The 24,171-nt window shown below is 52.4% G+C and carries 19 protein-coding genes and 1 tRNA gene; 11 read left to right on the top strand and 9 right to left on the bottom strand.

The window, feature by feature from the left end; translation table 11 throughout:
• Nucleotides 1-57 precede the first annotated feature (57 nt).
• The 4 genes from hisD to NSCA4_RS0110165 form a co-directional block, all read right to left on the bottom strand.
• Nucleotides 58-1,350: a histidinol dehydrogenase gene (hisD, locus tag NSCA4_RS0110180; RefSeq protein ID WP_016688028.1), complete on the bottom strand. Its 1,293-nt coding sequence runs from the start codon at nt 1,348-1,350 to the stop codon at nt 58-60.
• Nucleotides 1,347-2,237 (bottom strand): endonuclease, encoded by an 891-nt coding sequence (locus NSCA4_RS0110175; RefSeq protein ID WP_016688027.1) that lies wholly within the window; start codon nt 2,235-2,237, stop codon nt 1,347-1,349. The genes hisD and NSCA4_RS0110175 overlap by 4 nt, the downstream gene beginning before the upstream one ends.
• Nucleotides 2,238-2,445: 208 nt before the next feature.
• On the bottom strand, nt 2,446-3,099 hold the full coding sequence (hisG, locus tag NSCA4_RS0110170) for an ATP phosphoribosyltransferase (protein WP_016688026.1): 654 nt from the start codon (nt 3,097-3,099) through the stop codon (nt 2,446-2,448).
• Nucleotides 3,100-3,292: 193 nt separating this feature from the next.
• Complete coding sequence (locus tag NSCA4_RS0110165) at nt 3,293-4,006, bottom strand: SCO family protein (protein ID WP_016688025.1); 714 nt, start codon at nt 4,004-4,006, stop codon at nt 3,293-3,295.
• A gap of 289 nt (nt 4,007-4,295) precedes the next feature.
• Here NSCA4_RS0110165 and NSCA4_RS0110160 point away from each other — a divergent pair.
• Nucleotides 4,296-4,380, top strand: a tRNA-Leu gene (locus tag NSCA4_RS0110160).
• Between the two features lie 693 nt (nt 4,381-5,073).
• Here NSCA4_RS0110160 and infB read toward each other — a convergent pair.
• From infB to rimP, 3 genes are read right to left on the bottom strand one after another with little or no spacing between them, the layout of a single operon-like run.
• Nucleotides 5,074-7,986, bottom strand: a complete 2,913-nt coding sequence (gene infB / locus NSCA4_RS0110155) for a translation initiation factor IF-2 (protein ID WP_029609724.1) — start codon at nt 7,984-7,986, stop codon at nt 5,074-5,076.
• An 11-nt stretch (nt 7,987-7,997) separates the two neighbouring features.
• A complete protein-coding gene (gene nusA / locus NSCA4_RS0110150) occupies nt 7,998-9,500 on the bottom strand; it encodes a transcription termination factor NusA (protein ID WP_029609723.1) in 1,503 nt (500 codons plus the stop codon).
• 25 nt (nt 9,501-9,525) lie between these two features.
• Nucleotides 9,526-9,957, bottom strand: coding sequence for a ribosome maturation factor RimP (rimP, locus tag NSCA4_RS0110145; protein ID WP_009312330.1), 432 nt, complete (start codon nt 9,955-9,957; stop codon nt 9,526-9,528).
• A 353-nt stretch (nt 9,958-10,310) separates the two neighbouring features.
• Between rimP and serC the strand changes: the two genes are divergently transcribed.
• The 4 genes from serC (at nt 10,311) to NSCA4_RS0110125 (ending at nt 14,926) form a co-directional block, all read left to right on the top strand.
• On the top strand, nt 10,311-11,417 hold the full coding sequence (gene serC / locus NSCA4_RS0110140; RefSeq protein ID WP_016688022.1) for a phosphoserine transaminase: 1,107 nt from the start codon (nt 10,311-10,313) through the stop codon (nt 11,415-11,417).
• A gap of 215 nt (nt 11,418-11,632) precedes the next feature.
• A complete protein-coding gene (locus NSCA4_RS0110135) occupies nt 11,633-12,190 on the top strand; it encodes a nitroreductase family protein (protein WP_016688021.1) in 558 nt (185 codons plus the stop codon).
• A gap of 161 nt (nt 12,191-12,351) precedes the next feature.
• Nucleotides 12,352-13,128, top strand: a complete 777-nt coding sequence (locus tag NSCA4_RS0110130; protein ID WP_016688020.1) for a DeoR/GlpR family DNA-binding transcription regulator — start codon at nt 12,352-12,354, stop codon at nt 13,126-13,128.
• A gap of 109 nt (nt 13,129-13,237) precedes the next feature.
• Nucleotides 13,238-14,926 carry a glutamine--tRNA ligase/YqeY domain fusion protein gene (locus NSCA4_RS0110125; RefSeq protein ID WP_016688019.1) on the top strand — a complete coding sequence of 563 codons (1,689 nt, stop codon included), beginning with the start codon at nt 13,238-13,240 and terminating at the stop codon, nt 14,924-14,926.
• Between the two features lie 551 nt (nt 14,927-15,477).
• Here NSCA4_RS0110125 and secA read toward each other — a convergent pair.
• Nucleotides 15,478-18,231 (bottom strand): preprotein translocase subunit SecA, encoded by a 2,754-nt coding sequence (gene secA, locus NSCA4_RS0110120; RefSeq protein WP_016688018.1) that lies wholly within the window; start codon nt 18,229-18,231, stop codon nt 15,478-15,480.
• Nucleotides 18,232-18,388: 157 nt separating this feature from the next.
• Between secA and NSCA4_RS0110115 the strand changes: the two genes are divergently transcribed.
• The 6 genes from NSCA4_RS0110115 (at nt 18,389) to NSCA4_RS15590 (ending at nt 22,439) form a co-directional block, all read left to right on the top strand.
• A complete protein-coding gene (locus NSCA4_RS0110115) occupies nt 18,389-18,811 on the top strand; it encodes a DciA family protein (RefSeq protein ID WP_016688017.1) in 423 nt (140 codons plus the stop codon).
• A 290-nt stretch (nt 18,812-19,101) separates the two neighbouring features.
• Complete coding sequence (azu, locus tag NSCA4_RS0110110) at nt 19,102-19,695, top strand: azurin (protein WP_016688016.1); 594 nt, start codon at nt 19,102-19,104, stop codon at nt 19,693-19,695.
• Nucleotides 19,696-19,789: 94 nt separating this feature from the next.
• Nucleotides 19,790-20,299 carry a hemerythrin domain-containing protein gene (locus tag NSCA4_RS0110105; protein WP_016688015.1) on the top strand — a complete coding sequence of 170 codons (510 nt, stop codon included), beginning with the start codon at nt 19,790-19,792 and terminating at the stop codon, nt 20,297-20,299.
• Between the two features lie 119 nt (nt 20,300-20,418).
• Nucleotides 20,419-21,039, top strand: a complete 621-nt coding sequence (locus NSCA4_RS0110100) for an HI_0552 family protein (protein WP_016688014.1) — start codon at nt 20,419-20,421, stop codon at nt 21,037-21,039.
• A 200-nt stretch (nt 21,040-21,239) separates the two neighbouring features.
• Nucleotides 21,240-21,851: an SMC-Scp complex subunit ScpB gene (scpB, locus tag NSCA4_RS0110095; protein ID WP_016688013.1), complete on the top strand. Its 612-nt coding sequence runs from the start codon at nt 21,240-21,242 to the stop codon at nt 21,849-21,851.
• Between the two features lie 432 nt (nt 21,852-22,283).
• Entirely contained in the window at nt 22,284-22,439 is a 156-nt protein-coding gene (locus tag NSCA4_RS15590; protein ID WP_176621485.1) for a hypothetical protein, read from the top strand.
• A 383-nt stretch (nt 22,440-22,822) separates the two neighbouring features.
• On the opposite strand, the gene NSCA4_RS0110090 is transcribed toward NSCA4_RS15590, so the two are convergent.
• Nucleotides 22,823-24,088: an RsmB/NOP family class I SAM-dependent RNA methyltransferase gene (locus NSCA4_RS0110090; RefSeq protein WP_016688012.1), complete on the bottom strand. Its 1,266-nt coding sequence runs from the start codon at nt 24,086-24,088 to the stop codon at nt 22,823-22,825.
• Nucleotides 24,089-24,171 lie beyond the last annotated feature (83 nt).

Genomic DNA, 24,171 nt, shown 5'->3' with positions numbered 1-24,171 from the left:
CTAAAAACAGGTTTTCAGACGACCTTTGCTTTTTGATGGATGGCGGGTTCGACCGAATCAGTCTTTCAACCTGAATTCCGCCGCGCGAGCGTGGGCGGTCAGGCTTTCGCCGTGTGCCAACACGCTGGCGATTTTACCCAGTTTCTGCGCGCCTTGTTCGGAGACTTGGATCAGGCTGGAGCGTTTTTGGAAGTCGTAAGTACCCAGCGGCGAGGAGAAGCGGGCGGTGCGGCTGGTGGGTAGGACGTGGTTGGGGCCGGCGCAGTAGTCGCCGAGGCTTTCGCTGGTGTAGCGTCCCATGAAAATCGCGCCAGCGTGGCGGATTTTTTTCGCCCATTCCTGCGGGTTTTCTACCGACAATTCCAAGTGTTCGGGGGAAATGTAGTTGGAGATTTCGCAGGCTTCGTCCAAGTCTTTGGCGAGTATCATCGCGCCCCTGTTGCCGAGCGAGGCTTCGATGATGTCGCAGCGGGGAATGGTTTCGATGAGGCGGTTCATGGCGGCTTGGACTTCGTCGAGATAGGGCTGCGACGTGCCGATGAGGATGGCTTGGGCGATTTCGTCGTGTTCTGCTTGGCTGAACAAATCCATCGCCACCCAGTCGGCGGGCGTGGTGCCGTCGGCGATGACGAGGATTTCAGACGGCCCTGCCACCATGTCAATGCCGACGACGCCGAACACGCGGCGTTTGGCGGCTGCGACGAAGGCGTTGCCCGGACCGGTGATTTTATCGACCTGCGGTACGGACTCAGTGCCGTAGGCGAGGGCGGCAACCGCCTGCGCGCCGCCGACGGTGAAGACTTTGGTGACGCCCGCGACGAAGGCGGCGGCAAGTACGATGTCGTTGCGTTCGCCTTTGGGCGTGGGGACGACCATGATGATTTCTTTCACGCCGGCGACATGGGCAGGCATGGCGTTCATGATGACGGAACTTGGATACGCCGCTTTGCCGCCGGGGACGTAAATGCCGACGCGGTCAAGCGGTGTAATCTGTTGTCCCAACAGCGTGCCGTCTTCGTCTTCGTAGGTCCACGATTCCATTTTTTGGCGTTGGTGATAGCTTTCGACCCGTGCGGCGGCGGTTTTCAAGGCGGTTTGAATTTCCGGCTGCACACGCTCAAATGCGGCCTGCAAATCGTCTTGCGTCAGGATGAGGTCGGCTATGGTTTGGGCGGACGTGCCATCGAAGCGGTTGGTGTATTCGATGAGTGCCGCATCGCCGCGCTTTTGCACGTCGGTGCAGATGTCGGCAACGACGCGGTCGATTTCGGGATTCTGCGCGGTCTCAAAAGCCAGCAGGGCTTTGAGTTCAGCTTGGAAATCGGGCGATTGGGTATTGAGTTTTTTCATGACTTGGTTTTCTCCTTTTTTATTTTTGGACTGGGGGTCGTCTGAATATCCTCTTGTTCGGTCTCTGGTTTAGGTCGGATATACGCTTTTTCACCTGCTCCGCCGAACTTCAATCCGGGCAGGCATTTTTGGTGCAGACCGAGTTTGGCTAATACCTCTTCGCTACGAGAGGTAGTGCGGAAACGGTAACGGGTTTGTTTTCTACCGTTTTTGGTTTCCTCAACCATTGTTTCAAAACCGTCCACTTCATACGCGCTGACAACAGCGTTTTGCAGTCCGGTGTGAACGCCGATAACGTATTTCACTTTTGAAGCGACATCTTTACCGATAACCCAGTTGCCCAACGTACGCGATTTGAGGTTGGCATCGTCTTGGTTGTCAAATTGGTAGTCCGCTTCTTCGTCGGTATCCAAGTCCAAAGCGTCTTGGATTTTGACGGCGAGAATGAGTCCGTCGGGGTTGAATTCGTCGAGCGGGCAGGGCGTGAATTTGAAGCGTTCGTCGAGTTCTTCCGCGCTGATGCCGCCTGCGCCGCATCCGGCAGATTTGTTTTTGAACTTTTTATCGACAACGGATTTGACGAAATGAATCAGGGCAGATTCGGCGGCTTGTGCTTCGGCTTCGGTCAAATGGTAGCTGATGATATGGCGGCCGAGTTTCTTGCATTTGGCGATGGCTTTGCGTTCCGGTACGTCAATATCGCCGAATTCGCCGTCTTGCGAACGGGCGGCTTGTTCATGCTCGAAGATGCGGTTGTCGCAGCCTTTGCCGATGTAGAGGATTTTGTCTTTTTTCAGGTCGGTCAGACAATAGACGTAAAACCGACGCTCGCCGTTATTCAAAACGGAAAGGGTTGAATCTGAAAATTTTTTTATTTTTGCAACCATTTTAACTTCTCCTATACAGTTTACTGCTGGTGATATAGTGGATTAAATTTAAATCAGGACAAGGCGACGAAGCCGCAGACAGTACAGATAGTACGACAAGGCGAGGCAACGCCGTACTGGTTTAAAGTTAATCCACTATATTTTCAGACGACCTGTCGGCGGGAATGGATAGGGTCGTCTGAAAACGCATCTTCATTCAAAGGAACATTCACCCCGCCTTCACTGCGCTGCCGAACGCTTGAATAATCGGCTCCAGCAGTGCGTGTTTGGTTTTCAATGCGGCTTTGTTGACCACCAGACGGCTGGAAATATCGACAACATGTTCGACCGCTTCCAAACCGTTTGCCTTAAGCGTGTTGCCGGTGGAGACCAAATCGACGATAGCGTCGCTCAAGCCGACCAGCGGCGCAAGCTCCATCGAGCCGTAGAGTTTGATGATGTCAACGTGTACGCCTTTGCCGGCGAAATGCTCGGCGGCGATGTTGGGATATTTTGTCGCGATGCGCAGGCGGCTGCCGGGCTGCGATGCGGCGGCGTAGTCGAAACCTTTGCGCACGGCAACCATCATGCGGCATTCGGCAATGTGCAAATCCAGCGGCTGGTAAAGCCCGCTGCCGCCGTGTTCGATTAAAACGTCTTTGCCTGCAATGCCGAAGTCTGCCGCGCCGTATTGGACGTAAGTCGGCACGTCGGTGGCGCGGACGATGACGAGGCGGATGTTTTCATGGTTGGTGCCGATAATCAGCTTGCGCGATTTTTCGGGCGCTTCGGCGGGAACAATGCCCGCCGCCGCCAAAAGCGGCAGAGTTTCTTCAAAGATGCGTCCTTTGGACAGGGCGATGGTCAGTGTGTTTTCAGTCATTGTTGTTGTGTGCCGTCAGACTTTGAACCTGTATCAAGCAGGCGATCTGACTTTCTCCATTGTATAGTGGATTAACTTTAAACCAGTACGGCGTTGCCTCGCCTTGTCCTGATTTAGTTAATCCACTATATGTTTCAGATGGGAAAAAGGTCGTCTGAAAACCGCGAACGGCATTCAGACGACCCCATGTGGATCAAAGCAGTTTTTTGATGTCGGCGGCAATGGTCGCCGGCTCGCTGCCGTAAGGCGAGAAAATCGCCACTTCGCCGTTTTTGTCGATCAGATACGCGCCGGAAGAGTGGTCAACCAGATAGTTTTCGCTGTCTTCCTTCTGATTGACTTTGGCGGAAACTACGCGGTATTGCTGTTTGATAATCGGCAGGCTTTGGTCGCCTGTCGGAGTCAAGCCGATAAATTCAGGATTGAACTGTTTGACGTATTTGCCGATGACTTCAGGCGTGTCGCGCTCGGGGTCGATGCTGACGAACACTACTTTCACATCTTTCGCCTGATCGCCCAACTGTTTCAATGTGTCGCTGTAAGTCAGCAATTCGGTCGGGCAAACGTCGGGGCAGTGTGTATAGCCGAAGGACAGGATCACGACTTTGCCTTTCAGGTCGCTTAAGCTGAACGGCTTGCCGTCGCCGTCGGTCAGCGTGAAATCGCCGCCGATGTCTTCTTTACGCATATCCGTTCCCGGACCTTGCGGTTTGGGAGCGGCAGCAGCATTAAGCGAGGTCGTTTCAGGGGAAGAAGCAGGCGTTGCGGCTGGGGCGGACGCTGTAGAAGAAGCGGCTGAAGCAGTCGTGGGATTTTGTTCCGGCGCTTTGGCTTCAGGTTTGCAGGCAGCAAGTGCGGTAAGGGCGAATGCGCCCAAAATGGCGGTACGGATTGCAGTAGGCATCATAAAAATTCTCCAATGCAAATATGGTGTGTAAACGTCGTCTGAAAATAAAAAATGAAACGAACGCCGTCATCTTAGCGCGTTTGCAACATTTAATATAGCGGTTTATGCCGTTTTTCGGCTGAAAATGAATGATGTTTGATATAAGTGGAAAGAGTAGGATGCGTCGGGAACAAAATAAAATAAATTTAATGTTTTTAAAAATCAAAAATATAAGCGATATATCTGCAAACAAAGCAAGATTTTGCTTTACAAGCCCGAATACGCCGCTATAATAGCGACTTCTTCACCAGCCCAGGTGGCGAAATTGGTAGACGCAGGGGACTCAAAATCCCCCGCCGCAAGGTGTGTCGGTTCGAGTCCGACCCTGGGCACCACAACAGCTTTTAGAGCGGTTATTTTTTTGTCTATCGTAGTCTAACGCCGTAAACCAAAGCCAAGACAGATAAGGTTTTCCGCTGGTTTCGGTGTCCATTTATCATCTAATCCCGCCTAATCCATCCTAATTGAAGTAACCGTTTTCAGGGGTATGATTTGGGGTTTCTGAAATAACCCCGAAAATATATCCCTAAAAATGCCCCTGAATGTCCGTCAATAAAGTAATCTCGGGTTAGGGTTGTATCTATAGTGGATTAACTTTAAACCAGTACGGTGTTGCCTCGCCTTGCCGTACTATCTGTACTGTCTGCGGCTTCGTCGCCTTGTCCTGATTTAAATTTAATCCACTATAAATGAAATCTCTTAATTTCAAAACATGGTTAGGCTTTTCCACTTAATTTGAGACCTTTGCAAAAATAGTCTGTTAACGAAATTTGACGCATAAAAATGCGCCAAAAAATCTTCAATTGACTAAAACCTTCCTAATATTGAGCAAAAAGTAGGAAAAATCAGAAAGGTTTTGCATTTTGAAAATGAGATTGAGCATAAAATTTTAGTAACCTATGTTATTGCAAAGGTCTCAATTTGTCTTTCTTGTCTTCTGATGCGGCAGATATGGAAAAGGTCGTCTGAAAACCACTTTTCATGGTTTTCAGACGACCTTTTATTTACAACTTATTTACAACGGGAAATTACAGCGAGCGGGCAACTTCGACGATGTCAAAGCATTCCAATTGGTCGCCTTCCATAATTTCGTTGTAGCCTTTAATCATCAAGCCGCACTCGAAGCCCATGCGGACTTCTTTGACGTCGTCTTTATAGCGTTTCAAAGAAGACAGTTCGCCGGTGTGGATGACCACGTTGTTGCGGATAAGGCGAATATGCGAATCGCGTTTGACCACACCGTCGGTAACCATACAGCCTGCGATGTTGCCAACTTTGGATACGCTGATAACCTGACGGATTTCAACCATACCGGTAATCTGCTCTTTCTCTTCCGGCGCCAGCATGCCGCTCATGGCTGCTTTGACGTCGTCGATGGCATCGTAAATGATGTTGTAGTAGCGGATTTCCACGTTTTCAGTTTCGGCAAGTTTGCGCGAAGAGGCATCTGCACGCACGTTAAAGCCGATGATGAACGCGCCTGAAGCGATGGCAAGGTTGACGTCCGATTCGGTAATGCCGCCGACGCCGCTGTGCAATACGTTCACTTTCACTTCGTCGGTGGACAGTTTTTTCAGGCTGCCCGCCAAAGCTTCGTAAGAACCTTGTACGTCCGCTTTGATAATGACTGACAAGGATTGGGCTTGGTTTTCGCCCATGTTGTTGAACATGTTTTCCAGCTTCGCCGCCTGCTGTTTGGCAAGACGCACGTCGCGGTATTTGCCTTGACGGAAGAGCGCGATTTCACGGGCTTTTTTCTCGTCTGCCAACACCATCGCGTCTTCACCGGCATTCGGCACGTCGGACAAGCCGAGGATTTCGACCGGAATAGACGGACCGGCTTCGTTGACGGCTTTGCCGTTTTCATCAACCATCGCACGGATTTTACCGAACGCGGTACCGGCAAGCAGCATATCGCCTTTTTTCAGCGTACCGCTTTGCACCAAGAGGGTGGCGACCGCGCCGCGTCCTTTGTCCAGACGGGCTTCGACGATGATACCTTTGGCAGGCGCATCGACAGGAGCAGTCAGTTCCAATACCTCGGCTTCGAGCAATACAGCTTCGAGCAATGCGTCGATATTGATGCCTTTTTTGGCGGAAACGTCGATAAATTGCACATCGCCGCCCCATTCGTCAGGTACGACTTCGTGTGCGGTCAATTCTTGGCGGATACGCTCAGGGTTGGCGGCTTCTTTATCGATTTTGTTCACGGCAACCACCATAGGCACGCCCGCTGCTTTAGCGTGGGCAATGGCCTCGATGGTTTGCGGCATCACGCCGTCGTCGGCTGCGACCACGAGAATCACGATGTCGGTTGCTTTCGCACCGCGCGCACGCATGGCGGTAAACGCTTCGTGACCCGGAGTATCCAAGAAGGTAATCACACCGCGCGGGGTTTCAACGTGGTATGCACCGATGTGCTGGGTAATGCCGCCCGCTTCGCCTTGTACCACTTTGGCGCGGCGGATGTAGTCCAGCAGCGAGGTTTTACCGTGGTCGACGTGACCCATGACGGTAACCACCGGCGGACGCGGCAATGCTTCGGCTTCAGCTGCTTCTACGCCTTCATCCAAGAATGCTTCGGGATCGTCGGCAGCGGCAGGTTTGCCGATGTGGCCGAGCTCTTCCACCACAATCAGGGCGGTGTCTTGGTCGATGGATTGGTTGATGGTCACCATCATACCCATTTTCATCAGGGCTTTGACCACTTCCACGCCTTTGACGGCCATTTTGTGCGCCAAATCGGCAACGGTAATGGTTTCAGGAACCAAGACTTCGTGTACGACGGGTTCGGTCGGCGCTTGGAAGGCGTGTTGGTTCGGCTCGAGTTTGAGTTTCTTACCTTTCTTGCCGCCGCGTACGCGTTCCTCATCACCGCCGCGTGCCGCATTACGGTCGCGACCGCCTTTACCGCCTTTGCCTTTGGCATTGCGGCTTTGACTGTCATCGTCGCGGTTGTGGCGGTCTTCTTTTTTCGCGCGCGCTGGATTGGCGGCTTTATTGTCGGCAGGTGCGGCTTTGGCTTTTTCGGCAGGTTTGCGTTGCTCACCGGCTTTAGCTTTGGCTTCGGCTGCGGGTTTGGCTTGTTGGTCTGCCTGTTGTTTCATGGCTTCTCGGCGCGCCTGACGCTCTTGTTTTTCTTTCAACAAGGCTTCCTGATGGGCACGCAAAGCGGCGGCGCGGCGTGCTTCTTCGTCGCGTTGCGCTTGCTCTTCCGCGCTGACCACAGGTTGCGGAGCGGCTGGAGCAGCGGGTTTTGCCGCTTTTTTCGCGTCTTTGCCTTTATTGCCTCTGTCTTGTTTAGGTTTTTTGCCTTCGGCAGGTTTTTCAGACGACCTTTGAGCAGGTTTGTCTTCAGCCTGAACTGCTTGTGTAGCAGGTTCTGCCGGTTTGTCGTCAGCTTTGTTTTCAACGGCTTGGGCTTCGGCAGTTTTTTCAGCTGCTTCAACAGGTTTCGCTTCTTCCGCTTTAGCCTTAGGCTCTGATTTAGCAGCTTTGGCAGCTTTCAGTTTCGCAACTTCTGCTTCGGCTTTCGCGCGCGCTTCGGCACGGGCGGCGGCTTTTGCTTCGGCTTTTGCCTGTTCTTCAGCTTGGTCTTTCGCTTCTGCCTGCTCGGCCTTTTGCGCCTCAGCTACTGCTTTGGCTTTAGCTTCGGCGGCAAGCTCTTCCGGTGAAGGAATCGTTACGGCGCGGCCGCGTTTGCGTTCGACTTTTACGCCGCCTACGGTGCTGACTTCGGTTTTTTTGCGGCGGATGCTGATGGTTCCCCCGTCATTGCCGTTTTTCTTTTTCAGATAGGCGTTCAGCAGTTGCTTGTCGTCCAGTGTCAAGGAATCGCTGCCGCTTTTTTTATTGACGCCGGCTTCTTTCAGTTGTTTCAACAAATCCTCGACGGGGCGTTTCAGTTCGGCGGCAAATTGTTCTACGGTTGTGTTACTCATCTGTACCCCCATTAGTTTTCTTCGGTAAACCAGTGTTCACGAGCGGCAAGAATAACTTTTTTCGCCGCTTCTTCATCTATACCGGTTATTTCAATCAGTTCGTCAACGGCCAGTTCCGCCAAATCGTCGCGGGTGGTCAGGCCGGCTTCCGCCAGTTTGCGGAGCATATCGGAATCTACGCCGTCCAAATTGCGCATGTCGTCTGAAACTTCTTCCAGCTTCTCTTCGGACGCAATCGCCATGGTCAGAATCGCATCGCGGGCGCGGTTGCGCAGGGTTTCGACAATTTCTTCGTCAAAGCCTTCGATGGCGAGCAATTCGGCAGCAGGGACGTAAGCGACTTCTTCCAGCGTAGCGAAACCTTCTTCCACCAAAATATCGGCGGTTTCGTCGTCGATGTTCAGATGCGCAGTGAAGAGGTCGCGGATGGCTGCGTCTTCGGCAGCAGTGCGTTCGTCCGCTTCTTCGACAGTCATGATGTTCAACTGCCAACCTGTCAAATCGGATGCCAAGCGCACGTTTTGACCGCCGCGACCAATAGCAAGAGCAAGCTGGTCTTCGGCAACGATCACGTCAACCGCGTGTTTGTCATCGTCAATCACGATGCGGCTGACTTCGGCAGGAGACAGCGCGTTCATCACGAACTCAGCAGTTTCAGACGACCACAGCACCACATCAATGCGCTCGCCTGCCAATTCGTTGCTGACGGCGTTCACACGAGAGCCGCGCACACCGATACAGGTGCCTTGCGGATCGATGCGTTGGTCGTTGGCTTTGACCGCCACTTTCGCACGTTGGCCCGGATCGCGCGCCACTTCGCGGATTTCCAACAAGCCGTCTGCAATTTCAGGCACTTCCATTTCGTACAGTTTTGCGAGGAAATCGCCCGAAGTACGGCTGAGGATAACTTGTTTGCGGCCGGTGTTGCCGATTTCGTCCACACGCAAAAACAGCGCGCGGATACGGTCGCCGCCGCGGAAGTTTTCGCGCGGAATCATTTGTTCGCGCGGAATTAGCGCGTCCAGCTTGCCCGGAACAACTTCGACGATGATGCCGTGGCGCTCTACGCGTTTTACCGTACCTGAAACGATGTCTTCCTTAACGGCAAGAAACTCGTTCAGATTTTGCTCGCGCTCGGCATCGCGGATGCGTTGCAGGATGATTTGTTTGGCAGTTTGCGCGGCTTGGCGGCCAAAGCCTTCGTTCGGCAGCGTTTCTTCGTAGTAGTCGCCGATTTGAATGTCGGTACCCGGAATTTCTTCTTGGATTTCTTCGATGGTTTTTTCCAGGTCGGGATAGGTGTAATCCTCGTCGGCAACAATCAGCCAGCGGCGGTAAGTATGGTATTCGCCGGTATCGCGGTCGATTTCGACGCGCACGTCCATATGCTCGCGGTCGGCTTTTTTCTTGGCTGCGGTAGAAAGGGCAAATTCCAATGCTTGGAACACCACTTCCGCTTCAACGTTTTTCTCGCTTGCCAACGCTTCGGCAAGTTGCAACATTTCGCGACTCATTTTTTAGAATCTCCAATATCAAGTTTTAAAATTTAAATTCGGGGCGCAGGCGGGCTTTATCGATATTATCCAAGCCGATTTGCGCGGTTTTGCCGTCGAAAGAGAGCGTTACGGTATCGTTTTCACAACCCTCGATGCAGCCGATAAAATTCTTTTGTCCGTCAACCGGCAGGCGGGTTTTGATTTTTGCCTGTTGTCCTGCAAAGCGCACGAAATCGGCGGCTTTTTTCAGAGGCCGGTCAAGGCCGGGGCTGGAAATTTCCAGATTTTTATAATCGATGTCTTCCACCATGAACACGCGGCTCAAATGATTGCTGACAGTCGCGCAGTCTTCGACGGTAATCCCGCCTTCTTTATCGATGAACACGCGCAGCGTGCCTTGCGCAGTCAGCTCGAAATCGACCAGTTCGTAGCCCAAACCCGGCAGGGTTTTTTCGAGAATTGTTTGAATATCCATGAATCTCCCGGAGTACATAAACAAAAAATGGCCCCGTGGCCATTTTTCGTCAAAATTGAAAAATTGACTTATTATAACCGCTTTCCACTCAAAAGAAAAGCGTTGATTTATCGCGGCTTTTTTCAGACGACCTCATAGAATGAATACGTCTAACGGCATAAAACCAAGCTTAAAATTGTTGACAAAAACGGTCGTCTGAAAAATTACCATTAAACCTTACCCATTGATAATCATCATTTTATTTCCAACCTTTCTTTTTCAGACGACCCCATTTCCCTTCCATACGGCTTGCACGAAGCACGCCGTCATTCTAAAATCCAAAGCTGTTATCATCGAAACAAAAAGGCCTCGCCATGTCCGCCCGCCCCATCTACAACTTTTCCGCAGGTCCCGCCGTCCTGCCCGAAGCCGTATTGCGTACCGCACAACAAGAAATGCTCGACTACAACGGCACAGGCTTCCCCGTCATGGCGATGAGCCACCGCTCGGAAATGTTCCTCAGCATCCTCCATCACGCCGAACAAGACCTGCGCACGCTGCTGAACATTCCCTCAAACTACAAAATCCTGTTCCTGCAAGGCGGCGCAACCACGCAATTCAACATGGTTGCCATGAACTTGGCACATGGCTTCCCGTCCGCCGACGCAGTGGTAACGGGCAACTGGAGCCGCATCGCCTACGAACAAATGAGCCGCCTGACCGATGCCGAAATCCGGCTGGCTGCGCACGGCGGCGAACAATTCGACTATACCGCCCTGCCGCCCGTCGAAACTTGGGACATAGACAAAAACTCCGCCTTCGTCCACTTCGTCATCAACGAGACCGTCAACGGCCTGCAATACCAAACCGTTCCCAAACTTTCAGACGACCTGCCGCCGCTCGTTTGCGATATGTCCAGCGAAATCCTCTCGCGCGAATTTGACGTTTCTGACTACGGGCTGATTTACGCGGGCGCACAGAAAAACATCGGCCCTGCCGGCGCAACCGTCGTCATCATCCGTGAAGACCTGCTCGACCGCTGCCCCGACAGCATTCCCGACGTCTTCAACTACCGTTCCCACATCAACCGCGACGGCATGTACAACACCCCGTCAACCTACGCCATTTATATGTCAGGTTTAGTCTTCCGCTGGCTGCTGACACAAGGCGGCGTGAAGAAAATCGAAGCCGTCAACAACATCAAAGCCCAAACGCTTTACGACGCCATCGACGGCAGCGGCGGCTTCTACGTCAACCGAATCCGCCCCGATGCCCGCTCGAAAATGAACGTCGTTTTCCAAACCACCTCAGCCGAACTCGACCGCCGCTTCGTCCTCGAAGCCGAACTGCAGGGTCTGTGCCTGCTCAAAGGCTATAAAACTGTCGGCGGCATGCGCGCCAGCATCTACAACGCCATGCCGCTCGAAGGCATACAGGCGTTGGCAGACTTTATGTGCGATTTCCAACGGCGTTACGGCTAAGGATTTTATTTCTATATATAAAGGTCGTCTGAAAATTTGCCGCGCTTGTTTTCAGACGACCTTTATATTGGAGGCGGCAGATTAACGGCCTCTATTTATGTAACGATTTTGGCACCTGTCGCATTGCTCTGCCTTTCAGCCGCATTTTCAAACATGGTGTTTCAATTCGCTTTGTGCTATAAAATCCGCTGTTTTAACTGATTCGAAAGAAAAAAATGGACGCTTTACACCTTCTCACCACACGTCGTTCATCTAAAAAACTGACTGCTCCCGCGCCGAACGCAGAGCAACTGGAAGCAATGCTGCAAGCCGCTACGCAGGTTCCCGATCACGGCAATATGCGTCCGTTCCGCTTCACCGTCATTCAAAGCGCGGAAGGATTGCAACGTTTTCGCGAAATTTTGTGCCAGACCGTTACCGAGTTGAATTTTGGCGACGATGTTATGAGAAAGGCCGAGCGGGTGGGCAATATGGCTCCGATGGTTATCGGCGTAACTTTTGCGCCTAATCGCGAAGTGGCGAAGCCCAAACCCGAATGGGAACAGATGTTGAGCGCGGGCTGTGCCGCCTACGGGTTGCAGCTTGCCGCTTCCGCGCAGGGCTTCGACAATGTGTGGATTACGGGAATGTGGGTCAACAGCCCGCTCTTGCGCGAAGCATTCGGTTGTTCGGACAAAGACAAGATTATCGGGCTGATGATGATCGGCTCTCCTGTGGAAGAAGGGGGCGGTGCGAAAAATACCGATTTGGAACAATTCGTAACGACTTGGTAAACGGTTTGCAATATAAACAGGTCGTCTGAAAACCGGGATTCAGGTTTTCAGACGACCTTTGGTTTTGGCAAAAGCCAAATCGACGGCTGCCTTTTCCGGCTTTGGGTAAAAGGCGTACAATCCGAATTCAAACGAACCGGAACGAATGGAAACGAATCCAGATGAAACCGAAAATACAGAGACACGAACATATCCTCACGCTCGTGCGCGAGCAACATTTCATGACGGTCGAGCAGCTTGCGGAAGCCTTGGACGTTACCCCGCAGACCATACGCCGCGATATACAGGAGTTGAGCGAAAGCGGTCAGTTGAAGCGTTACCACGGCGGGGCGTCTGTCGGCGATATTTCCGGCAGCGCGGCGCAGGGCAAGCGAACCCACTGTCAAAATGAAAAAAACGCCATCGCCCGCCTGATTGCCGCCCACATTCCCGACAATTCGTCGCTGTTTATCAGCATAGGCACGACGATGGAAGCTGTTGCTGCCGAGTTGGTCAAGCAGCGCAAAAACCTGCGGATTATCACCAACAATATTTACGTTGCCTCCATCACGTCCGCGCGCACCGACTACACCGTCATCATCACCTCCGGCGTTGTGCGCCCATTGGATGGCGGGATTACGGGCGTGGCGACGGTTGATTTTATCAATCAGTTTAAAGTCGATTATGCCGTCATGAGTACGCACGGTGTGGAAAGCGACGGCTCGCTGTTGGACTACGACTATAAAGAAGTCAGCGTCATGCAGGCGATGATGACCAATGCGCGGGTCAGGTATTTGGGTGTGGACCACAGCAAGTTCAACAGCAATGCCTTGGTCAGACTGGGCGATATCGGCTCGTTTGACAAAGTATTTACCGACCGCGTACCTGAAGCCGTCATGCAGAAGGTTTTGGGCGATGCGGGCGTAGAATGGCTGGTTGCCGAACCTGTGCCGCTTTGAGTGCGCCACTATAACGATAGAGTCAAGTCGGGTACAATAAAGTCCTTTTCAGACGACCCTTTATAGATACGTCGTATGAAACCCAATCCCTTCCCAATAAAGAACCATTATGCTCAATAAAGACCAATTCGCGGACAACCATTTCATCCGCACCATCATCGAAGAAGACCTCAAAAGCGGCAAACACGAAGCCATCCAAACCCGCTTCCCGCCCGAACCCAACGGCTACCTGCACATCGGCCACGCCAAATCCATCTGCCTGAACTTCGGTTTGGCGTACATTTACGACGGCTTGTGCAACCTGCGTTTCGACGATACCAACCCCGAAAAAGAAAACGACGAATACGTCAACTCCATTAAAGAAGACGTCGAATGGCTCGGTTTCCATTGGGCAGGCGAGCCGCGTTTCGCTTCCAATTATTTCGACCAGCTTTACGACTACGCCGTCGGTTTGATCAAAGACGGCAAGGCGTATGTCGATGATTTGACGCCCGAAGAAATGCGCGAATACCGCGGCACGCTGACCGAAGCGGGTAAAAACAGTCCTTACCGCGACCGCAGTATCGAAGAAAACCTCGACCTGTTCACACGCATGAAAAACGGCGAGTTCCCCGACGGCAGCAAAACCCTGCGCCTGAAAATCGACATGGCGGCAGGCAACATCAATATGCGCGACCCCGTCATCTACCGCATCCGCCGCGCCCATCACCACAACACCGGCGACAAATGGTGCATCTACCCGATGTACGACTACACGCACTGCATTTCCGATGCCATCGAAGGCATCACGCATTCCTTGTGTACGCTCGAATTTGAAGCCCACCGCCCGCTGTACGACTGGGTGTTGGACAACATCCCCGCGCCGCACGCCACCCGCCCGCGCCAATACGAGTTTTCCCGTTTGGAGCTTTTGTATTCCATCACCTCCAAACGCAAACTGAACCAACTGGTTTCAGAAGGTCATGTTTCCGGCTGGGACGACCCGCGCATGCCGACCATTTCCGGTATGCGCCGCCGCGGCTACACGCCCGAAGGTCTGCGCCTGTTTGCCAAACGCGCCGGTATTTCCAAATCTGAAAACATCGTCGATATGAGCGTATTGGAAGGCGCGATTCGCGAAGAGCTGGAAAACTCCGCCCCGCGCCTGATGGCGGTCTTGAACCCGCTCAAAGTAACACTGACCAACTTTGAAGCCGGCAAAACCCAAAGCCGCCGCGCCGCGTTCCACCCCAATCACGAAGAAATGGGCGAGCGCGAAATCCCCGTGTCCCAAACCATTTACATCGAAGCAGACGACTTTGCCGAAAATCCGCCCAAAGGCTTCAAACGCCTGACACCGGGCGGCGAAGTACGACTGCGCCACGGCTATGTGATCAAGTGCGACGAAGTCGTGAAAGACGCAGCGGGCAACGTTGTCGAACTCAAATGCAGCATCGACCACGACACCTTGGGCAAAAATCCCGAAGGCAGAAAAGTCAAAGGCGTGATTCACTGGGTTTCCGCCGAACACGCCGCCGAAATCAAAGTCCGCCTGTACGACCGACTTTTTACCGTCGAGCGTCCCGATGCCGTGCGCGGCGAAGACGGCAACTATCTGCCGTTCACCGATTTCCTCAACCCTGAGTCCGTCAAAGAAATCACCGCCTACGCCGAACCCGCAGCCAAAAACCTGCCTGCTGAGAGCCGTTGGCAGTTTGAGCGTCTGGGCTATTTCGTGACCGACCGCAAAGACCACAGCCCCGAGCATCCCGTGTTCAACCGTACGGTCACGCTGAAAGACTCTTGGCAGCCCAAGTAATCTGTTTGCAACAGCGATATTGGAAGGTCGTCTGAAAACTTGAAATTTGGTTTTCAGACGACTTTTGGCTTAGGGGGCAGACCAGTTTGCCATAGGTGTTTATGGTTCAGAATGCCATCGGAGAGGCAAAGCTGCTGCGGTGGACAGTGTCTCTTTAGATGAGATGGTTGAAGTCATCGGTTCTCAGAGTGGGCGGTATGTATGGAGAAACCAGTATTCTGTCGCTTTACCTGAAATCAAGGCGGGTGATTTTTATAATGTTTGAAAGCATAAAGTAAATGGATTTAGTTCTATTCGTACTGTCTGAGATTTCATTGTTTTGTCTTGATATATAGTGGATTAAATTTAAACCAGTACGGCGTTGCCTCGCCTTAGCTCAAAGAGAACGATTCTCTAAGGTGCTGAAGCACCAAGTGAATCGGTTCCGTACTATTTGTACTGTCTGCGGCTTCGTCGCCTTGTCCTGATTTTTGTTAATCCACTATAAATTAACCTGCCAAAATGAAAAGGTCGTCTGAAAAGTTTCAGACGACCTTTTGTTTAAGCTGTCATCAGCTTAGTTTGCCGTGGCATTGTTTGTATTTCAGACCGCTGCCGCAAGGGCAGGGGTCGTTGCGGTGAACGATACGGCCTTGGGCGGTCAGCGCTTCGGGGCTGAAGTCCGTTCCGTCGGGGTCGAACGCTTCGGTAACCAAATCGGTTTGGGATTGGCCGAGCAGTTCTTCCATGTCGGGTGCTTCGGAGTGGATGGTTTGGATGCCGACAGGCGCGGGTTCGGCAATTTCTTCTACGTCGGTATTGCGCTCGATTTGGACGGAGGCTAAGAGGGAAGCGGTTTGATGCTTGATACCGCGCCACAGATTTTCAAACATGGCGAAGGCTTCGCGTTTGTATTCCTGTTTCGGATTTTTCTGGGCATAGCTGCGCAGGTGTATGCCTTGGCGCAGGTAGTCCATAGCGGCAAGGTGTTCGCGCCATTGCAGGTCGATGACTTGCAGCATGACGTTGCGTTCGAAATCCGCCATCGGTTTTTTACCGACCAACTCGACTTTTGCCGCGTATTCTTCTTCAACACGTTTAATCAGGCGCTCTTTGATGTCCTGATTGTCCAAGGTGGTGTCTGCCTTGAGCCACGACTGGATGTCTTCGTGCAGGCGGAACTCGGCGGCAAGCTGGCTTTCGAGCCCAGGGGTGTCCCATTGCTCTTCCATGCTGTCGGGCGGAATGTGCAGATCGACCAAATCGCTGATGACTTCTTCGCGGATTTGTTTGGTCAGATCGCTGACGTCTTTGCTGTTGAGGATTTCGTTGCGTTGGTGGTAGATGACTTTGCGTTGGTCGTTGGCAACGTCGTCGTATTCCAATACTTGTTTACGCATGTCGAAGTTGCGGCCTTCGACTTTGCGTTGCGCGCCTTCGATTTGACGGGTCAACATGCCGTGTTCGATAGCGACGCCGCGTTCCGGCGCAAGGCGGTTGAGGATGGCGGCGGCGCGGTCGAGCGCGAAGAGGCGCAGCAGCGGGTCTTCAAACGAGAGGTAGAAGCGGCTGGAGCCCGGGTCGCCCTGACGGCCTGCGCGTCCGCGCAATTGGTTGTCGATACGGCGGCTTTCGTGGCGTTCGGTACCGATGATATGCAGACCGCCTGCTGCGACCACTTGGTCGTGTTCTGCCTGCCAGCCGTTTTCAAGGGCGGCGATTTGTGCGGCTTTTTCTTCGTCGCTCAGGTTTTCATTGGACTGGATGGCTTCGATTTGATGTTTGAGGCTGCCGCCGAGAACGATGTCGGTACCGCGGCCCGCCATGTTGGTCGCGACGGTAATGGCGCCGACTTTACCGGCTTGGGCGACAATCAGGGCTTCGCGTTCGTGTTCTTTGGCGTTAAGGACGTTGTGCGGCAGTCCGGCTTTTTGCAGAAGATGAGAGACCAGCTCGGAGTTTTCGATGCTGGTGGTACCGACGAGGACGGGTTGTCCGCGTTTGTAGCATTCTTCGATGTCTTTGACGACGGCTTCGAATTTTTCTTCGGCAGAACGGAAAATCTGGTCGTTGAAGTCTTTACGCTGTACAGGGCGGTTGGTCGGGATGATGACGGTTTCGAGGTTGTAGATGCTTTGAAACTCGAAAGCCTCGGTATCGGCGGTACCGGTCATGCCGGAGAGCTTGGTGTACAGGCGGAAATAGTTTTGGAAGGTGATGGAGGCGAGGGTTTGGTTTTCGCGTTTGATTTCCACGCCTTCTTTGGCTTCGACGGCTTGGTGCAAACCTTCGGACCAGCGGCGGCCGGACATCAGACGACCTGTAAATTCGTCCACGATGACGATTTCGCCGTCTTGGATGACGTAGTGTTGGTCTTTGTGGAACAACGTATGCGCGCGCAGGGCCGCCATGAGGTGGTGCATCAGGGCGATGTTGGCGGCGGAGTAGAGGGAGTCGTTTTCTTGCAGCAGCCCCATTTGAATCAGGATTTGCTCGGCGTGTTCATGACCCGCTTCGCTCAAGATGACTTGGTGTGCTTTTTCATCGACCCAGTAATCGCCTTCGCCTTCTTCGGTTTCTTGGCGGATGAGGTGCGCGGGAAGGCTGTTCATGATTTGGTACAGCTGGATGTTGTCATCCGCCTGGCCGGAGATAATCAGCGGGGTGCGCGCTTCGTCAATCAAAATGGAGTCCACTTCGTCCACTACGGCAAAATTCAATTCGCGCTGAACTTTGTCGTATTGGTCGGTTACCATATTGTCGCGCAGGTAGTCGAAGCCGAATTCGTTGTTTGTACCGTAGGTGATGTCGGAGCCGTAGGCGTTTTGACGGTCAAACGGCTGCATATCGGCGATGATGACGCCGACGGTTAAGCCGAGGAAGTTGTAGAGCGGCGCCATAATGCCCGCGTCGCGCGAGGCAAGATAGTCGTTGACGGTAACGACGTGCACGCCTTTGCCGGACAGGGCGTTGAGGTAGACGGCAAGGGTGGCGACCAAGGTTTTACCTTCACCGGTACGCATTTCGGCGATTTTGCCGTCGTGCAGTACCATACCGCCGATAAGCTGTACGTCGAAGTGGCGCATACCGAGTACGCGGCGGGACGCTTCGCGGCAGACGGCGAAGGCTTCGACCAAGATGTCGTCCAGAGTTTGACCGTCGGCAAGACGTTGTTTGAATTCGGCTGTTTTAGCCTGTAAATCCGCATCGCTCAAGGCTTTCATTTGTTCTTCGAGTGCGTTGATTTTGGCAACGGATTTACGGTATTGTTTCAACAGCCGGTCGTTGCGGCTGCCGAAGATTTTCTTAGCAATGTTTGTTAGCATGAAATAGTTCCTGCGCCTGATATAAAATAATGGCGAAACGGGGATTTTAACACAAGCCTCGCGGCAAGGCAGTCATGCCGTTTGAAATAAAGGCAGTTTTACCGGATTTCAATCTTGATAATACAACCGTACATTTTGAAAAGGTCGTCTGAAACATATGAATTTGGAACAATTAGGCAAACGGGATACGCGGTTGGCAGGATTGTTGCAGCAGTCGCAACAATGGCGCAGGCTGGATGCGGCAGTCAAACGCATCCTTCCGGCAAACCTGCATCCGCACTTTCAAACCGCCTGCATCGAAGAGGGCAGGCTGGTGTTGCTGGCGGCAAACGGTATGGCTGCCTCGCGTCTGAAAATGATATTGCCCGCGCTTGTGCCGCAGCTTCAGGAATTGAACGCGGGTATTCAAGATGTGGCGGTTAAAGTCGTGCCGAAGCCGCCGGCACAACCCAAGGTCAACAGTCTGCATTTGAGCGGGGCGGCATTGGAGAGTTTTGATGCGGCGGCGGCAAAATTGGAAGACAAGCATCCTGAATTGGCTGCCGCGCTGGCGGAGTTGGTGCGCAAACACAGCCGCTGATTGGGAATAGTTGCGAGGTTTGTTAATTAGAGTTAAAAAATATTTCATCCGACTGATAAGGTCTAATACTAAAGAAATAGGACATAAACAGTAGGCATTCTTAATTGTGTAAACTGAGGTAAAACAGCCGCCAAGCTTTGGATTTGTTTGATTTCTTGTAGCAGAATACAGCTTCATTTCTATCCTTCTTCCACTTGCAAATATCAAGACCGATATCGGTTTATTAATATATTCGCAGGTTTTATTTTGTGGAACTTAACATATTCTCACCATATCATTAGGAGATAAACATGAAAGCTTATTTGGCTCTGATTTCTGCTGCCGTTATCGGCTTGTCCGCTTGTTCGCAAGAGGCTTCAAAACCTGCCGAACCCGCTGCTCCGACTGCATCTGCTGCTTCTGAAGCCGCACCAGCAGCCCCCGCAGAAAGCGCGCCGCCTGCCGATGCGCCTGCTTCCGAAGCGGCTCCTGCCGATAATGCTGCTGCACCTGCCGCAGGCAACTGCGCGACTACTGTCGAATCCAACGACAATATGCAGTTCAACACTAAAGACATTCAAATCAGCAAAGCTTGTAAAGAATTCACCATCACCCTGAAACACACCGGTACCCAACCTAAATCAGGCATGGGTCACAATATCGTGATTTCCAAAGCAGAAGACATGGATGGCGTATTGAAAGACGGCGCCTCTGCCGGTGCCGAAGCCGACTATGTAAAAGCCGGTGATGCCCGTATCGTGGGTCATACCAAATTGATCGGCGGCGGCGAAGAGACTTCTGTAACCGTTGATCCTGCAAAACTGGCGGACGGCAGCTACAAATTCTACTGCTCATTCCCAGGACACGGCGCTTTGATGAAAGGCGACGTTACTTTGGTGAACTAAGCCGCCTTAAGCGTCCGAATACAGACAGCCTGCTTTATGCAGGCTGTTTTGTTATAAAATGGTCGTCTGAAAAGTACTCATTGAGAACACAACCATGAATCCGTTTGAAACTAAAAGCGTTACCTTTGCCGAACCGATTGAAATGCTGTATGCCTGCCACGGCAAAGTGCGCCGTTTCTGCGGCCAAGTCGACATGCTGTCGGACTACATCGCCGAAAACGGCTGCAATCAGATTGTTTTGCAAACCATCCGTCAAATCGCTCAGTATTTCAACGTTGCCGCGCCGCTGCACCATGAAGACGAAGAAGAAAACTTCTTCCCGCTGCTGCTGCAATACGCGCCGCAAGCCCAAGAAAGCGTGAGCGAGCTTTTGCGCCAACATGTGAGCCTACATGGCAACTGGGATGCCGTGGCTGCCGAATTTGCCAAACTCGAAGCAGACAACGCCTATATCCCCGATGCGGAAGCGTTCAAACGCTTTGTGGCAGGTTACGATGTGCATCTGGCGATTGAAGAGCCTTTGTTCGACATGGGCAAAACCTTTATCCCCAAAGAAAAACTGACCGAAATCGGCGAAATCATGGCGGCGCGCCGGCGCAAATAAGGTCGTTTACAGATTGCCGTTTCTTCAAACAAAGGTCGTCTGAAAACTTGAAAACAGATTTTCAGACGACCCCAGTATCCCCCGTAACACAACCACGTCGTCTGAAAAGGAAGCAAACCATGCTGACGCCCAAAAGCTGCGATTTGTTCAATATCCCGTTTTTCCAGTTTGCCCAGCTCAAAAAATACCAGCCCGAAAGCATTCCGCAAATCAAAGCCGACTACAAGGAAAACTGGCAGATATGGCAGCAGCTGATACAGCAGGTCGCCGCAGATTTGGGCGAACCTTTCGCCCCACCGCATATCGAACGCTGGTGTAACGGCTGGCAGGTTCGCGCCCATTTCTTCGCCTACTTCAAATACGCCCAATACAAAAACTCCGCCGCGATTTTATCGATTTTATTGAACCGCCGCCGCCTGAGCGTCAGCTTGGACTGGCATTGCTACAAAGCCGACGTATCGCCGATTGCGCTGCCCGAATACAACCGCTGGCTGGATGATTTCGATACCGAAAAATACGCCGCATTCGATATGTGGCACGGCGCGGAAAGCGAATATGACGACTACCGTACCGTCGCACAGCAAAGCGAATCCGACCGAAAACTGCAAAACGACGAAGACTTTTTCTGCATCGGCAAACACATCGAGCGCGACGATTTGGGCAAACAGGATGTAGCAAAATGGATAGCCGAAACGGTGAAAGATTTGCTGCCGCTTTATGAAGCCTGTCATGGGGGATAAAGACGGTTTCTGTCCGAATGTGCCGCAGGTTAAAATAGGAAAAACGCACATCGTCATTCCCGCTCCGATGAGAGGCCGAAACAGGTACTTCATTTAAATTTGCCCTGTCAAACATATCCTGCTGTTTCCGTTTTTCAGACGACCTTTAAGCACTTGGCGGTCGTCTGAAAACTTGTTATATCGAACAACAATCTTAAATCATGAACGAAAAACTCCCTCCCGACGCGCTCATCGAAGCCGCGCTTTTGACCCAAACCGAACCCCTAAACGAAAAATCCATGCGCGAATTGTGTGTGCCGCCGCTGTCGCAGGACAAATTAATTGATGTATTGGCGCAGTTGAAAACGCGTTGGCAGGATAGGGCGTTGCAACTGGTGCATACGCACGAGGGCTGGCGGTTTCAGATTGCGCAGGCGGCTTTCGAGCGGCTGGGCAGCCTTCAGGAACAGCGTGCACCGCGTTATTCCCGCGCTGTGATGGAAACGCTAGCGATTATTGCCTACCAGCAGCCGGTTACGCGAGGCGACATCGAGGGCATACGCGGCGTGGCGGTGTCGCAGAACGTGATGCAGACCTTGCAGGACAGGGGCTGGATTGAAGTGATCGGGCATCGTGATTCGATCGGGCGGCCTGCATTGTGGGCGACGACGGAAACATTTTTGAGCGATTTGCAGTTGGACAGCTTGGAAGAGCTGCCGCCACTGACGGAATTAGGCGAATTGGTGTTGCCCGATTTGGTGGAAACGCCGCCGACGGGCGATGAGGAAGAGCCTGCGGAAGAGTCTGAAAATGCGGGCAGGTTGGTCAACTGAATTGAGAGGGGGTCGTCTGAAAGGGTTTTCAGACGACCTTTCGTGTCTTGGGTGCTGCTTTGCCATTTGCAGGTCGGGCATGAATGCCGACCTGAGGTATTGGTTTTTATAGTGGATTAACTTTAAACCAATACGGCGTTGCCTCGCCTTGCCGTACTATTTGTACTGTCTGCGGCTTTGTCGCCTTGTCCTGATTTAAAGTTAATCCACTATAATACGACATCCGTCATCGTCATCAGCCGTCATTCCCGCGCAGGCGGGAATCCATTTTTGAAATTCAGAAACTGTTCTTCAAATCAAGGTTTCTCAAGTTTTACGATGGATTCCCGCCTGCGCGGGAATGACGGAATGGGGCGACATGCTGTATTCAAAGTTAAGTATGTTTGCAATAGCCGCAAAATGTAGCGTAGGTTTTCCCGCGAAAATACTTGATTGTCCGATTCCAAATTTGCTTGGCTGATTTTGCAGGCAAAGTTCAAGCTGCGGCGTGGTGGGATTGCGAAAGGTCGTCTGAAAAACCCGAATCCGGTTTTTCAGACGACCTTTCGTGTTTTGAGCGTTGCTTTGCCGTTTGCAGGTCGGGCATGAATGTTGACCTAGTGTATTGGTTTTTAATACGACATCCGTCATCGTCATCAGCCGTCATTCCCGCGCAGGCGGGAATCCATTTTTGAAATTCAGAAACTGTTCTTCAAATCAAGGTTTCTCAAGTTTTACGATGGATTCCCGCCTGCGCGGGAATGACGGAATTGGATGACATGCTGCATTCAAAGTTAAGTATGTTTGCAATAGCTGCAAAATGTAGCGTAGTTTTCCCGCGAAAATACCTGATTGTCCGATTCCAAATCTGATTGGCTGATTTTGCAGGCAAAGTTCAAGCTGCGGCTTGGTGGGATTGAGAAAGGTCGTCTGAAAAACCCGAATCCGGTTTTTCAGACGACCTTTTATGTGTTTACGCCTTATTTGAACACTTATTCCTTACGCTGCAAAACGGCGGCGAAGAATCCGTCGGTTTGGTGTTTTGCCGAATCGAGGCGCAGGTATTTGCCGGTGTCCAAATCGATTTTCAAACCGGCGAGCAGCTCGGCGCAGTCGAGGAGTTCGTATTCCGGATGTTCTTCCAAAAAGCGTTCGACCTGCATTTCGTTTTCTTCGGGCAACACGCTGCAAGTGGCGTAAACCAGCCTGCCTTGCGGTTTGACCAGTTTGGAGGCGGCATCGAGGATGCTGTGTTGCTGCTCCAAAAGTTTGGCGACGGTTTCGGGCGACTGGCGGTATTTGAGGTCGGGGTTGCGGCGCAGCGTGCCTAAACCTGAGCAGGGGGCATCGACTAAAACGCGGTCGGCTTTGCAGGTCAGTCGGGCGATGCGGCTGTCGTGTTCGCTGCTGATGCGTTCGGGGTGGATGTTGGTCAGTCCGGCACGGGTCATGCGGGGCTTGAGGTTGGCAAGGCGTTTTTCGGCGATGTCGAAGGCGTAGATTCTGCCTTTGTTTGCCATTTGCGCGCCGACGGCGAGGGTTTTGCCGCCTGCGCCGGCGCAGAAATCGACGATGATTTCGCCGCGTTTGGCACCGACAAGCAGGGCGAGGAGCTGGCTGCCTTCGTCTTGAACTTCAAGCGTGCCGTCTAAAAACAATTCGTGTTTGTTGAGGGCGATTTTGTTTTTCAGGCGGATGCCCCAAGGGGAATAGGGCGTGGCTTCTGCATCGGGGCTTTCGGCTTGAAGCAGGGGCAGCACTTTGTCGCGTCTGCCTTTGAGCGTGTTGACGCGGATGTCGAGCGGCGCGGCTTGGTTGATGCTGCGGCCGAATGCGAGGATTTCTTCCTCGTTAAAATGAAAATGTTTTTGCAGTTGCGCCACCAGCCATTGCGGCAATTCGGCGGCGGTATGGAGGTCGTCTGAAAATTCGGTTTTGCGTGCTTTGAGGCTGCTGAGGAACTCAGTTTCTTCTTCGTCGAGCAGGTCTTTGATTTGGCTGATGTTGGTGCTTCTGCCGAGGACGAGTGCGGCAAGCGCGGCTTTGCGCGGCTGGGCGTGCGGACGGCGCAGGACGGCACTTATTTTTTGATAATGGCGCAGGGCGGCGAAGGCGGTTTCGGCGATTTCGTGGCGGTCTTGCCTGCCGAGTTTTTTGTGTTTGTGGAAGTAGCCGGACAAAACGGCATCGGCAGGCTGTTTGAAGGTCAGCATTTCAGCCAGCACTTTGGCGGTATGGTCGAGTTGGATCGGGGTCATGGTGTGTTCGCAATCGGGGGAAAGGCTTGGATTATACTGGAAAGGTCGTCTGAAAACGTTGAATCGGGTTTCAAACGACCTGC

The sequence above is a fragment of the Neisseria sicca 4320 genome (assembly GCF_000193735.1).
Lineage (GTDB): Bacteria > Pseudomonadota > Gammaproteobacteria > Burkholderiales > Neisseriaceae > Neisseria > Neisseria sicca_E.
Note: the sequence above shows the minus strand (reverse complement) of the source record. Positions and strands in the feature narration are given on the sequence as shown.

Coding starts and splice junctions, on each gene's coding strand:
- azu (WP_016688016.1), top strand. CDS start 19,102: ATGAAAGCTTATTTGGCTCTGATTTCTGCTGCCGTTATCGGCTTGTCC.
- NSCA4_RS0110125 (WP_016688019.1), top strand. CDS start 13,238: ATGCTCAATAAAGACCAATTCGCGGACAACCATTTCATCCGCACCATC.
- NSCA4_RS0110165 (WP_016688025.1), bottom strand. CDS start 4,006: ATGATGCCTACTGCAATCCGTACCGCCATTTTGGGCGCATTCGCCCTT.
- NSCA4_RS0110090 (WP_016688012.1), bottom strand. CDS start 24,088: ATGACCCCGATCCAACTCGACCATACCGCCAAAGTGCTGGCTGAAATG.
- NSCA4_RS0110115 (WP_016688017.1), top strand. CDS start 18,389: ATGAATTTGGAACAATTAGGCAAACGGGATACGCGGTTGGCAGGATTG.
- NSCA4_RS0110175 (WP_016688027.1), bottom strand. CDS start 2,237: ATGGTTGCAAAAATAAAAAAATTTTCAGATTCAACCCTTTCCGTTTTG.
- rimP (WP_009312330.1), bottom strand. CDS start 9,957: ATGGATATTCAAACAATTCTCGAAAAAACCCTGCCGGGTTTGGGCTAC.
- NSCA4_RS0110100 (WP_016688014.1), top strand. CDS start 20,419: ATGCTGACGCCCAAAAGCTGCGATTTGTTCAATATCCCGTTTTTCCAG.
- infB (WP_029609724.1), bottom strand. CDS start 7,986: ATGAGTAACACAACCGTAGAACAATTTGCCGCCGAACTGAAACGCCCC.
- NSCA4_RS0110105 (WP_016688015.1), top strand. CDS start 19,790: ATGAATCCGTTTGAAACTAAAAGCGTTACCTTTGCCGAACCGATTGAA.
- nusA (WP_029609723.1), bottom strand. CDS start 9,500: ATGAGTCGCGAAATGTTGCAACTTGCCGAAGCGTTGGCAAGCGAGAAA.
- scpB (WP_016688013.1), top strand. CDS start 21,240: ATGAACGAAAAACTCCCTCCCGACGCGCTCATCGAAGCCGCGCTTTTG.
- NSCA4_RS0110130 (WP_016688020.1), top strand. CDS start 12,352: ATGAAACCGAAAATACAGAGACACGAACATATCCTCACGCTCGTGCGC.
- NSCA4_RS0110135 (WP_016688021.1), top strand. CDS start 11,633: ATGGACGCTTTACACCTTCTCACCACACGTCGTTCATCTAAAAAACTG.
- secA (WP_016688018.1), bottom strand. CDS start 18,231: ATGCTAACAAACATTGCTAAGAAAATCTTCGGCAGCCGCAACGACCGG.
- hisG (WP_016688026.1), bottom strand. CDS start 3,099: ATGACTGAAAACACACTGACCATCGCCCTGTCCAAAGGACGCATCTTT.
- serC (WP_016688022.1), top strand. CDS start 10,311: ATGTCCGCCCGCCCCATCTACAACTTTTCCGCAGGTCCCGCCGTCCTG.
- hisD (WP_016688028.1), bottom strand. CDS start 1,350: ATGAAAAAACTCAATACCCAATCGCCCGATTTCCAAGCTGAACTCAAA.